11 protein-coding genes are annotated in these 12,045 nt (G+C 66.8%); 7 read left to right on the top strand and 4 right to left on the bottom strand.

Going from position 1 to position 12,045, the window contains the following annotated elements; all coding sequences use genetic code 11:
* The first annotated feature begins 54 nt into the window (after positions 1-54).
* Together Q7514_RS16125 and Q7514_RS16120 are read left to right on the top strand one after the other, a co-directional pair.
* Positions 55-282, top strand: a complete 228-nt coding sequence (locus Q7514_RS16125; RefSeq protein WP_330134295.1) for a phosphopantetheine-binding protein — start codon at positions 55-57, stop codon at positions 280-282.
* Positions 283-306: 24 nt separating this feature from the next.
* Entirely contained in the window at positions 307-2,133 is a 1,827-nt protein-coding gene (locus tag Q7514_RS16120) for an SIP domain-containing protein (protein ID WP_330134294.1), read from the top strand.
* Here the strand turns inward: Q7514_RS16120 and Q7514_RS16115 are convergent.
* The 3 genes from Q7514_RS16115 to Q7514_RS16105 all read right to left on the bottom strand — a co-directional run bounded on the left by Q7514_RS16115 (position 2,117) and on the right by Q7514_RS16105 (position 5,441).
* Positions 2,117-2,962: an ABC transporter ATP-binding protein gene (locus Q7514_RS16115; protein ID WP_330134293.1), complete on the bottom strand. Its 846-nt coding sequence runs from the start codon at positions 2,960-2,962 to the stop codon at positions 2,117-2,119. The genes Q7514_RS16120 and Q7514_RS16115 overlap by 17 nt on opposite strands.
* Positions 2,963-3,102: 140 nt before the next feature.
* Positions 3,103-3,795, bottom strand: a complete 693-nt coding sequence (locus tag Q7514_RS16110; RefSeq protein WP_330134292.1) for a response regulator — start codon at positions 3,793-3,795, stop codon at positions 3,103-3,105.
* Entirely contained in the window at positions 3,792-5,441 is a 1,650-nt protein-coding gene (locus tag Q7514_RS16105) for a sensor histidine kinase (RefSeq protein WP_330134291.1), read from the bottom strand. The genes Q7514_RS16110 and Q7514_RS16105 overlap by 4 nt, the downstream gene beginning before the upstream one ends.
* A gap of 230 nt (positions 5,442-5,671) precedes the next feature.
* On the opposite strand from Q7514_RS16105, the gene Q7514_RS16100 reads away from it, so the two are divergent.
* The 3 genes from Q7514_RS16100 (at position 5,672) to bluB (ending at position 8,362) form a co-directional block, all read left to right on the top strand.
* A complete protein-coding gene (locus Q7514_RS16100) occupies positions 5,672-7,036 on the top strand; it encodes a cation:dicarboxylate symporter family transporter (protein ID WP_330134290.1) in 1,365 nt (454 codons plus the stop codon).
* A gap of 121 nt (positions 7,037-7,157) precedes the next feature.
* Positions 7,158-7,652 carry a glutathione peroxidase gene (locus tag Q7514_RS16095; RefSeq protein WP_330134289.1) on the top strand — a complete coding sequence of 165 codons (495 nt, stop codon included), beginning with the start codon at positions 7,158-7,160 and terminating at the stop codon, positions 7,650-7,652.
* A gap of 38 nt (positions 7,653-7,690) precedes the next feature.
* Complete coding sequence (gene bluB, locus Q7514_RS16090) at positions 7,691-8,362, top strand: 5,6-dimethylbenzimidazole synthase (protein ID WP_330134287.1); 672 nt, start codon at positions 7,691-7,693, stop codon at positions 8,360-8,362.
* 87 nt (positions 8,363-8,449) lie between these two features.
* On the opposite strand, the gene Q7514_RS16085 is transcribed toward bluB, so the two are convergent.
* Entirely contained in the window at positions 8,450-10,576 is a 2,127-nt protein-coding gene (locus Q7514_RS16085; RefSeq protein ID WP_330134286.1) for an oxidoreductase, read from the bottom strand.
* A 207-nt stretch (positions 10,577-10,783) separates the two neighbouring features.
* Here Q7514_RS16085 and Q7514_RS16080 point away from each other — a divergent pair, with 207 nt between their 5' ends.
* Both Q7514_RS16080 and Q7514_RS16075 read left to right on the top strand, forming a co-directional pair.
* Positions 10,784-11,194, top strand: a complete 411-nt coding sequence (locus tag Q7514_RS16080) for a VOC family protein (protein ID WP_330134285.1) — start codon at positions 10,784-10,786, stop codon at positions 11,192-11,194.
* A 120-nt stretch (positions 11,195-11,314) separates the two neighbouring features.
* Positions 11,315-12,019, top strand: coding sequence for a DUF2334 domain-containing protein (locus Q7514_RS16075; RefSeq protein ID WP_330134284.1), 705 nt, complete (start codon positions 11,315-11,317; stop codon positions 12,017-12,019).
* Positions 12,020-12,045: the final 26 nt, after the last annotated feature.

The raw sequence follows: 12,045 nt of genomic DNA, 5'->3' as shown, positions 1-12,045 counted from the left end.
ACTCGGCATCGACGGTGCCGAGAATGCAAGATGAGATATGTGGAAGGAAGCACTGTGCTCACTCGTGAGACCGTCATCGGAGATATCGCCGCTGCTCTGGATCAGCCGCCGGAAGCGATCAGCGACGAGCTGAATCTGCTCGACGAGGGGCTCGATTCGATCCGGATCATGGGGCTTGTGGAGCGATGGCGGTCGGCGGGCGTTCAGGACCTCGATTTCCCGACGCTCGCCGCCGATCCGACCGTGGCACACTGGGTTGCCGTTGCGCTCGGCGAATACTGAATTCTTCTAGAGAAAGGTCGATCGATGGCGGGGACTGTCCGCGAGGTCGAGATATTTCCGATCTGTATTCGGGAGGTGGACGTTCTCCGGGTGGAGGATGTCACCCCCGGCATGCGCCGGGTGACGGTCGGCGGGCCGTCCATGGACAGTCACGTTCGAGACGGCGTCGAGTTGCCGCCGGTGCGAACCAGCGGTTTCGACGACGACGTCAAGCTGTTGCCGGTCGACCCCCGGACCGGAGAACTGCCGTTCGAGGTGCCGCGAAACTCCGACAGCGGCGCCGTCGAGTGGCCGTCGGGATCCTTCCAGTACGCCCGGACCTACACGGTTCGTTCCTTCGACGAGGACACGCGCGAGATGGCGATCGATTTCGCGATGCACGAGGGTGGGCTGGCCTCGGACTGGGCGAATCGCGTGCAGCCGGGGGAGACGGTCCTCATGGCAGGGCCGAAGCACTCGGCCGGCCTCCCCGCCGGCGTCGACTGGATGCTGATCGCGGGTGACGAGACGGCGCTGCCCGCGATCGCGCACTGCCTCGAGCAGCTTTCCTCGGATCTACCCGCGACGGTGGTGATCGAGGTTGCCGAGCCGTCGCATCGACAGGAGCTGAAATGCGAGGCGCCCCTGGATGTCACGTGGCTGTTCCGCTCCGAGAACGGCGGTGAGTCGCGGTTGGTCGAGACGGTGCGGGCAGCGCAGTGGAGGCCGGGCCAGCCATACCTGTGGGTCGCGGGCGAGACTCTGACGATCAAGCCGCTGCGACGCTGGGCGAAGCAGGACAAGGAGATCGGCAAGCAGTTCGTCGAGATCGCCGGATACTGGCGTCACCGTGAGGTCGCGCAGGCAGGGCCGGCGTCAACGGTCGCCGCGGAAGTCGAGATCGACCCGGACGAGCAGCTGCACGAGATGTCGGAGTTGCTGCCACCGTTGGCGATCAGGACGGCGGTCACCCTCGGGTTGTTCGAGGCGATCGACGGCGGCGCCGACACGGCAGAGGCGGTCGCCGCCGAGTGCGGGACACACCCCGGTGCGACGGCGAAACTGCTGCGCCATCTCGTGCTGATGGATCTGGTCTCGGTTCGAGAGGGGCGTTTCGCGCTCACCGAGATGGGGATGATCCTCGCCGATCAGGATGCGTTCGCCAGCCAGGCTCTCCACTTCGACAAGATTCACACCAGGCTCGAGATGGCATTCCTGGGGTTGCTCGAGTCGGTTCGGACCGGAGCCCCCGCGGCCGGACACGGATTCGCGGACAAGCAGCAGGACGCCACGTTCGTCGATGGCTACCACGAGGAGGTCGCCTTCGGGTCCGTCTACCGCGCGCCGGCACTACCCGACTCGGTCGATTTCGATGGGGTACGTACCGTCGCGATCTACGGGGAAGGGGCCGGGGTGTACGCCGACAACCTCGCCCGAGTCCTCCCGGAGCTCGAGGTGACCCTCGTCGGACTCCCAGCGCAGAACACCAGGAACCTCGTCGACGTGGCGGAGTCTCGCCGCAGCCGGATCGAACACATCGACTCCAGCGAGTTCACCGCCCTCACGACACCCGTCGACCTGGCTGTCGCGGTCGACATCGTCGACTGCCACCCGGACGCCGACGCGCGAATGCTTCTCGGCGCGCTCGGCGCGTCCGCGCGGAGGGTCGTGGTCGTCACAGATCTGCTCGACCCGGAGACCACCGACGACCACGAAACCGAGGCCGACCTTCTGAAACTGTGCCTTCACGGATCGGGGCACCGCACCGAGGCGGAACTGTCCGCGCTGATTTCCGAAGCCGGTTGCGGGGAACCGCGATTCGGGGCGATCGGCTGGGGCTCGACGGTCGTGGAGTTCACAGGTACGCGTTGACCGCGGAACACCCGGTCCGGCTGCTGTGTGCTCGAACTGCTCCCGTGGCCGACCATCGTCCGGAGCGGCGCTCGAGGACGATCGGGTGCCCGAACGCGTGCGTGATCGTCTCGGAGGTCAACGTGTCGTCGACCTTGCCGCGGGCCACCACTGCGCCACCGGCGAGGACAAGGGCATGTGTCGTCGACGCCGGAAGTTCTTCGAGGTGGTGGGTGACCAGCACCGAGGACAGCTCAGGACGAAGCTGCTGCAGCTCGGCGATGACGCCGAGCAGAATCTCGCGAGCCGCAAGGTCGAGACCGGTGGTCGGCTCGTCGAGGAGCAGCAGGTCCGGGTCGGTGACCAGGGCGCGCGCGATCAAGGCGCGGCCCCGTTCTCCCTGTGAGAGCACCGACCAGGGACTGTCCGCGATTGCACCGAGGCCGAGCATGTCGATCAATTCCGCGGTCTTCTGTCGTTCGACGACCGAGGGCTCGGCCCGGGGTGGCAGCGCGCTCGACGCGTAGAGCCCCGTCAGCACCGCCTCGTGCACGGTGACGTGAGGGTCGATGTGGGTGCGCGGGTCGACGTGGCCGATGTGGGTACGCAACGAGCGCATGTCGACGCGCCCGAGCCGGTGTCCGAGGACGTGTACCGTGCCGGTGGTCGGGTGTAGTCGGGCCCCGCACAAGGCGAGCAGCGTCGATTTTCCGGCGCCGTTCGGCCCGAGCAGCGTCCACTGTTCGCCCGCACGGACCTCGAGGTCGATATGTGCGATGAGCGGGCGGCCCTGGCGCACGACGCTGACGTCGTGTACCTGGAGGACCGGGGGGCGGTTGTCGATGGTCATGCGGTCCTCATCAGTTGTCGTTCTCCGGCTCCGGTCCTTCGGAACGCAGATACACAGAGTAGTACTTGTCTGACAAGTGAAACCGGACGGGTGCGACCGCCTCGGTCACCGGCTCCTGTGCCGGAGGTGGCTCACGCCGGTCATGGCCGACGGGTGTAGCGCACCTGCGGCCTTCCGGCCCGGCCGTACTCGGTGACCCGCACGAGCGCGCCGTCGTCGGCAAGGCGTTCGAGATAGCGCCATGCCGTCACCCGGGACACCCCGATTCCGGCCCCGACCTCGGCTGCGGTGCACGGGCCGTCGGCCTCGCGGAGGTAGCCGACGATCCGATCGAGTGTCGCCGGGGCGATTCCCTTGGGGCTCGAGGCCCGGCTGTCGGACGAGCGCAATGCGGCCATTGCCCGATCGATCTCGTGCTGACCGGCGGCCTTGCCCGCACTCCCGAGCGCCTCGCGGTAGGCGACGTAGTGGTCGAGTTTGTCGCGGAAGGCTGCGAAGGTGAACGGCTTGAGCAGATACAGCACGATCCCGCGGGCAACGGCAGTACGCACCACCTCGAGTTCGCGGGCCGAGGTCACGGCAATGATGTCGGGACTCGGCTGGAACACGCTGAGTGAGGCTGCGACGTCGAGTCCGCTGGTGTCGGGTAGCCCGATATCGAGGAGCACGAGATCGATCGGCTCGCCTCCGTGGGCTGCGGTGGTCACAGCGCGCAGCGCATCCCGCCCGGCATGCGCGACCGCAGTGACGACAAAACCCGGTATGCGAGCGAGGTATTCGCGATGGGCCTGTGCGATCAGCGGATCGTCTTCGACGATCAGCACACGGATCATTCGCCGTCTCCGGGATCGGCGGCGAGGACACCGTCGGCGCCGGTGCGACCGAGCGGGATCTCCACGACAACCATCGAGCCGAGGGACTGCTCGGTACGCAGGCTTCCCCGGTACTTGCTGACGAGCCCGTTCACCAACGCCAGACCGAGCCCGTGATGATCGGACTTCGTGGAGTAGCCACGTGCAGTCGCTCGGGCAAGGGTCTGCGCGGACATGCCCGGCCCGCTGTCGGCGACTTCGACGATCATGGTGGTTTCATCCTGCCGTATCCCCACCTCGACCCATGGTTCGTCCGACGTGCGCGCGGCGTCGATCGCATTGTCGATGAGGTTGCCCACGAGCGTCACCAGGTCGCGAGTGCTCATGGTCGAGGTGGATTCGAGCGCGGTGTCCTCGGTGATCGTCAGCTCGATACCCCGATCGGAGGCGTCCGCACTCTTCCCGAGCAGCAGCGCGACGAGCGCGGGTTCACGCACGGCGGTGGTGAGACGGTCGATGAGAGCCTGCGACAGCGCGAGCTCGTCGGTCGCGAAGGCGACCGCTTCGGCGGTTCTGCCGAGTTCGACCATGGTGATGATCGTGTGGAGACGGTTGGCGGATTCGTGGGCCTGCGCCCGCAGTGAATCGGCGAAACCCTTCACCGCGTCGAGTTCTCCGAGCACGCTCTGCAGTTCCGTGTGGTCCCGCAGCGTCACGACCGTGCCGAGCGTCCGCCCGTCCCACCGCACCGCATCGCTGTTGACCAGGAGTACGCGGCCGTCGGTCACGTGGAGTTCGTCCCGCACGTCGTGGCGGGTCGACAGATCGCGGAGAGTGGCGGGCAGCGCGTCGAACGGCACCGGACCCGTGCGTGGTAGATCGAGGAGTCGACGGGCCTCGTCGTTGGCGACGTCGATCCGCGGTCGTGACGACGCGGAATGCTTCTTCTGCGTGAGCGCGTCGATGTCGAGTACGAGCAATCCCTCGCCGATGGAATGCAGCACCGCGTCGTGATGCTCGTAGAGAGTGCGGAGCTGCCGCGCGTCGAGCCCCAATGTCTGCCGGCGGAACCGCCGGGCGATGAAGTACGCGCCGACCGCCGATACCGCAACTCCCGCCGCGACCACTCCGAGGATCGTGGGTAGGCCCGCGACGAACTCCTCCCAGATATGTGTGCGCGTCACGCCGACGGACACGAAGCCGACGAGGTCGTCCGCATCGTCGTACACGGGCGCGACGGCCCGGATCGACGGGCCGAGCGAACCCGTGTACGTCTCGGTGAACGTCTCGCCCGCCCGGGCGGCGTCCGTGTGGCCCGTGTACGGCAGCCCGATCTGTTCGGGGGTGGGGTGGGTCAGCCGGATCTCGTTCATGCCCATCACGACCACGAAATCGACCCCGATGGAGGTGCGAACCTGCTCGGCTCGCACCTGCAGGTCGCCGTCCGGGTCGCCCGCGACGATGCCCTCGGCGACCTCGGGAAACTGTGCAAAGGTGTCGGCGATATCGATCACTTCGCGACCGGTTGCGCTATCGGCCTCGCGGCGTTCGTCGAGCACGAAGAGGACCCCCGCCACGACGGCCATCACTGTGAACACCACCAGCTGCAGGATCAGCAGTTGCCGCGCGACGCTCAGGGGACGGCCACGACCCGGTCCCGACCTCATCTCGACCTCCCGCTGCGCGATTTCGTCGATCGTTCACGCGCGCGTGTCCTCGTGAACACAATGCACGCAATCTTCTGCGGACAACGCCCTTCACTCCACCATGTTCACAAGTGAGCGTGACTTCGGTCACCGGATCCGAGCCGGTGGAACCCCGATGCGGGTCACGCCGTCGTCGCCGCGGCCTCGAGCAGGTTCGTCGCCGACACCGCACCACAACGTGAAGGGCACACATGAGTATCACCACGCGCGGGGCGAAACGCCGCGACCGCACCCACTGGTTGTACATCGGAGTCATCGTCGCGGTGGTCGCGGGCGTGATCGTCGGATGGCAGGCACCCGAGACCGGCAAGTCGCTCGGTGTGCTCGGCACGATGTTCGTCGATCTCATCAAGATGATGATCAGCCCGGTGATCTTCTGCACCATCGTGCTGGGCATCGGATCGGTGCGTGCCGCGGCCAGCGTCGGCCGGATCGGTGGACTGGCCCTGGCCTACTTCATCGGGATGTCCACGGTCGCCCTCGCGATCGGGCTCGGCGTCGGGAATCTTCTCGACCCGGGTTCGGGCCTGACGCTCGATCCGGCGACCGCAGACTCGGGCGCCGCACTCGCGGAGCAGGCGCACGCTGCGGGCGGCACTGCCGAGTTCATCTCGTCGATCATTCCCACGTCGTTGCTGTCGTCGCTCACCGCGGGCAGCGTGCTGCAGACACTGTTCGTGGCGTTGCTCGTGGGCTTTGCGATCCAGGGCATCGGGAAATCCGGTGAACCGATCCTGCGCGGTGTCGCGCATATCCAGAAACTCGTGTTCAAGATCTTGACGATGATCCTGTGGCTCGCACCGATCGGAGCCTTCGGCGCAATCGCCAATGTGGTCGGTCAGACGGGGCTGAACGCAGTCGTGCAGTTGGGTGCGTTGATGCTCGCCTTCTACCTCACGTGCCTGGTGTTCGTGTTCGGTGTGCTCGGCTCGCTGCTCAAGGCCGTGGCGGGAGTCTCGGTGTTCAGGCTCGTCCGCTATCTGGCCCGTGAATACCTCCTGATCTTCGCGACGTCGTCTTCCGAGTCCGCGCTGCCGCGTCTGATCGCCAAGATGGAGCACCTCGGCGTCGAGCGCACCACCGTGGGTGTCGTCGTGCCCACGGGATACTCGTTCAACCTCGACGGAACCGCGATCTACCTGACGATGGCCGCGTTGTTCGTCGCCGACGCCATGGGGAGTCCGCTCACGCTGTCGGAGCAGGTGTCGCTGCTGGTGTTCATGGTGATCGCTTCGAAGGGTGCGGCCGGGGTCACCGGTGCCGGCCTCGCGACACTGGCGGGTGGCCTGCAGAGTCATCGCCCCGACCTGCTCGACGGTGTCGGGCTGATCGTGGGCGTCGACCGCTTCATGTCGGAAGCGCGCGCGGTCACCAATTTCTCCGGCAACGCCGTCGCCACGCTGCTGATCGGCACCTGGACCCGTTCCGTCGACCGCGATCGCGTGGACGAGGTGCTCTCGGGCCGGCTGCCGTTCGACGAGAGCATGCTCGGTGACGACCACGACGTGCCCGCACGGTCCGAAGAGCCGTCGCGGCTCGAGAAGGTGGACGCATAGCGTTCGAAGTACGCGACCGCGACGCCTGCGGACAGAAAAATCGTGCCGACCCAGCGCGGCTGTCCGCAGGCCGCGCGGCTGTGCCGGGCCTGTGGCGCAGCAGGCACGATAGCTTGGTCGTATGACCACGCCATTGCAGAACATCGCCATCAACACCCTTTCAGGTGAGCCCACCACCCTCGGTGCGTACGACGGCCACGCGCTGCTCGTCGTCAACGTCGCTTCCAAGTGCGGCCTGACACCGCAATACACCGTGCTCGAACAGCTCGCGAAGGATTACGCCGATCGCGGGCTGTTCGTCATCGGTGTTCCGTGCAACCAATTCATGGGTCAGGAACCCGGCACCGCCGAGGAGATCCAGGAGTTCTGCTCCACCACCTACGGGGTCACGTTCCCGCTGCTCGAGAAGATCGAGGTCAATGGCGAGAACCGGCACCCGCTGTACGCCGAGCTGACGAAGCAGGCCGATGCGAGCGGTGAAGCCGGCGACATCCAGTGGAACTTCGAGAAGTTCCTGATCGCGCCCGACGGCACGGTCGTGAACCGCTTCCGCCCCCGCACCGAGCCCGACGCACCCGAAGTGATCGACGCGCTCGAAGAGATCCTTCCGGCCTGATCCTGATCGACACAGCACGAGAACAGAGCAGCAGAGACATGTTTTCCACCGATGCGCGCGACGCGCTGTACGACATCATCCGAATGCGCCGCGACGTGCGCGCCGAGTTCAGCGGCGACGTGATCTCCGATGATGTGCTGTGGCGTGTCCTCGGGGCCGCGCACCACGCACCGAGCGTCGGCAACACCCAGCCGTGGGACTTCATCGTGGTGCAGGATCGGCAACGTCTCGAGCAGTTCGCCGAGCACGTGGCCGGATGCCGTCAGGCGTTCGCCGACTCGCTGCCGGAGGACCGCAAGGGGACCTTCGGTCCGATCAAGGTCGAGGGCATCGTCGAATCGGGCACGGGCATCGTCGTCACCTACGACCCGGAACGTGGGGGCAAGCACATCCTCGGCCGTCACACCATCGACGAGTCCGGCCTGTTCTCCGCGGTGCTCGCGATCCAGAATCTCTGGCTCGCCGCGACCGCTGAGGGCCTCGGTGTCGGCTGGGTGTCGTTCTACGAGGAGCCGTTCCTCGCCGACTTCGTCGGTGCCTCCGGCCCGGTCCGGCCCATCGCGTGGTTGTGTGTCGGACCGGTCACTGCGTTGCAGGAGGTCCCCGACCTCGAACGGTTCGGGTGGCGCACCGGGCGCCCGCTCACCGACGCCGTGCACCGCGACACGTTCGTGGGCACCGCACTCGAGCAGGACATCGCGGAGGCGTGACGCGCACTACACAGCCGACGCCTGACATCGGACCGCAACGGCCGCCGACATTCCCATGTCGGCGGCCGTTGCGGATATCGGGACTGATCAGAGTTCGGTCGCGACCTTCCACGCAGTGTGGATGGCGCCCTCGATGTAATCGACGCTCCCGGCATCGCCGACGACGCGCACATCGAGGCCGGAGTCTGCGAGTTGATCGGCGAGCGGCGCCGCGGCCGAGACGCCGGACGCGACGATCACCATGCGAGCCTTCGCAGACATGGCCTTACCGTCGACAACGAACTCCACGGTCTTCGGCGTGATGCGCTGCACTGTCGCGTTGCGGTGCACCTCGAGACCGACCTCGCGCGCGTGCTTGACGGCGGTCCACCGGCGCGGCATCGCCATCGGCACCCCGAGCTGCTGACCCTCCGCGAGCAGCGTGACGTGGCTGCCGCGTTCGGCCATGAACTCCGCGAGTTCGAGCCCGACCAGCGAGCCGCCGATCACCACGACGTCCTTCGCCATCGGCACGAACTTCAGGTACCTGCGGCTGAGGGTGCGGATCTTCTCGGGGCTCGTGGTGATGCGGGCCAGCTTGCCGAGCTTGCCCGCGACACGCAGGAAGAGCGACTGGTCCGACGCGTCGCCGGTACCTGTCATCAGCGCACGCATGCTGTCGCCGGTGTGCACGTGGGGGAGGGTGCCGCCGGGGATCGCCGGTCGTTCACGGACCGCGCCGGTGGCCACGACCACGACGTCCGGGTCCAGTGCACGGATCGATTCCGAAGTCGCCTCGGTGTTGAGCCGGACGTCGATGCCGAGCCGGGTGACCTCCTCCGTCAGCCACTTCAGCAGGCGTTCGTTGTCGGGCGTGGTGAGCGACGAGAACCACAGCGTGCCACCGAGCCGGTCCGTCTTGTCGATCACAGTGACGCGGTGACCGCGCTCGGTCGCGACCCGGGCCGTCTCCAGACCGCCCGGTCCGGCTCCGACCACCACGACGTTCTTGCTCGTCGCGCCTCGCACGAACGGCACGAGTGCCTCGTCGCCCAGCGCGGGATTCACCGCGCAGATCGGGGTGGCGTCCCAGAAGTTCTCCTGGACACACACGTAGCAGTTGATGCAGGGGCGGATCTGTTCCGTGCGCCCCGCTTCGAGCTTGTTCACCAGATCGGGGTCGGCCAGCAATTGGCGACCCATCGCCACGAAGTCGGTGCGGCCCTCGGCGATCATCTTCTCGCCGACCTCGGGCAGCATGCGCCCGACCGTGATGACCGGGATGGACACCGCACGCTTGATGACCGACGCGTTGTCGGTGTAGAAACCGACCTTGTCGGGCAGCGGGCCGTCGGTGAAGTTCGCGAAGGCGTTCAGTGCGGTGCCCGTGACGTGGATGGCATCCGCGCCGGCCTGCTCGAACATGACGGCGGCGGCGGTGGACTCCTCGATGGTGAGACCGTCGGTCTCGCCGTATTCCTGCCCGGCCAGTCGCACGATCACGGCCAGGTCGCCGCCGACCGCGTCCTTGACCGCGCGGATCACCTCGACCGTCAGCCGGGCACGGTTCTCCAGCGACCCGCCGTACTCGTCCGTGCGCTGGTTCGAGTATCGGCTCAGGAACGCGCCGAGAACGTAGTTGTGGGCGACGTGGATCTCGACGGCATCGCCTCCGGCCGTCTTCACACGGCCGGCTGCCTCGGCGAACATCCGCACCAGCCACTCGAGATCATCCTTGGTGGCTTCGTGATACGTGGTCTGTTTGCCCCCCGAGACGCCGGCCATCTTCTTCAGTTCTTCGGGGGTGTTGTCGATGAACGCGCTCATGTCGCTCGGCGGCTTCGGCGCGCTCGGAACCAACTGCGGCCGATCCTGAATCGTGTCGATGCGCGCGACCTTGCCGTGGTGTGTCATCTGCACGCACAGCTTGCTACCGGCCTCGTGAACGGCGTCGGCGAGCGCCTTGATCCCGGGGATGAATCGATCCTCCGACAGGCCGGGCTCTTTCGTGCTGGCGCACCCCGCCGGGTACGCGACGGCGCAGCAGCCGGTGATGATCAGCCCGGTTCCGCCGGCGGCGCGGGCAACGAAATGATCGATGTCGCCCTGCTCGATCTCTCCGTCCTCGCACAGGTTCATGTCCATCGCGGGTAGCACCACCCGGTTGTCCAGCGAGATGGGGCCGATGGTGCCGGGAGAGAGCAAGCTGGGGTACGTCTGAAGCCGGTTCGTCACGCCCGAAAAGTAGACTCCTCGCGGCCGCGATGCCGGCGCGGTCCCGGCCTTCGAGACCGCTCCCACACGTCTCCGCACAACAAGAAGTGGACAGCGACATGAAAGCGCCGCCGGATATGCGGAGTACGTCTCGTCGCACAGGTGATGACTTCTGTGGTCGCCGGAGGTCAGTAGTGGGGACCGGGTGATCAACCGAACGGAGTAGTGATGTCAGTGAGGGCCCGTGGCGTCCATATCAGTCTGCCGATTGCCGATCGCGTCAGCTCGATGCGGTTCTACCTCGACACCTTCGGCTTCGAGACTGTCGGCGAACCCGCAGAGGACGGTGTGCCGGAACCCTTGATGTTTCGCGTCGACCAGCACACCGTGTTGGCGCTCATTCCGTCGGGCGGCCTCGGCTTCGTCCTCGGAGACAGCCGTGCGTTGGCTCCTACCGGGACCAGCGAGTGCGTTCTGGGCATGGGAGTGGCCACGGAGCAGGAGGTTGCCGACCTCGCCGAGCGCATCGGTAACGCTGGAGGCCGAGTCCTCGCCGAAGCGGAAGACAGGCCCTGGGGATACACGGCACTGTGCGCCGACCCGGATGGCCACGTCTGGCAGATCAGCGTCGAAACCTGAGCGGTGCGGGAGGCGGATCGAGTCCACTCCGGTGGGCACTGTGCCGACACGAGTACGTGTTGTGCCGATTTTCAGGCCCCCGACGATTTCCGTTCACGCGCGTGGGGCATCGTGGCGGGCATGAGCGGACAACTGATCGTGTCGGTGTCGGGGATCAGGGACGCGACGCGTGACGTCATCGACAGTTTTGCGCGCGAAATGGACGCACGCGGTGTGGCGCTGTCGCTGTTCGTGGCGCCGAGGCTCAAGGACCACTACCGGCTGATCAACGATCCGGAGACCCAGGAGTGGCTGCTCGAACGTCGCGAGGGCGGCGACGCGATCGTGCTGCACGGCTACGACCAGGCCGCCACAAAACGGCGTCGCGCCGAGTTCGCCGCGTTGCCCGAACACGAGGCGCGCCTGCGGTTGCTCGCGGCCGACCGGGTGCTCGAAGAGACGGGCCTGCGCACTCGCCTGTTCGCGCCGCCGCGCTGGCTCGCGTCGCCCGGGGCGGTCGCCGCGCTCCCTCAGGCCGGGTTCCGTCTCATGGCCGACATCGCGGGCATCCGCGATCTCGAACGCGACACCGTCGTCAAGTCCCGCGTCTACGGGATCGGGGACGGTGCGAAGACCGAACCGTGGTGGTGTCGCGCGATGGTGATCGGGGCGGGGCGCGTCGCCCGTCGTGGCGAACTGCTGCGTGTCGCGATCTCGGGGGCGCATCTTGCGAAGCCCGGGCCCCGGCAAGCGATGCTCGATGCGGTCGACATCGCGCTGCATCACGGCGCCGAGCCCAGCGTCTACCGTTGGCAGCGCACCGTATTCGATCGCAGCGTGGCCTGAGTCCACTCGGAGACATGATCGGACTC

The organism is Rhodococcus artemisiae (assembly GCF_036327795.1).
GTDB classification, from domain to species: Bacteria; Actinomycetota; Actinomycetes; order Mycobacteriales; family Mycobacteriaceae; genus Rhodococcus; species Rhodococcus artemisiae.
This window is presented reverse-complemented; position numbering and strand designations above follow the sequence as displayed.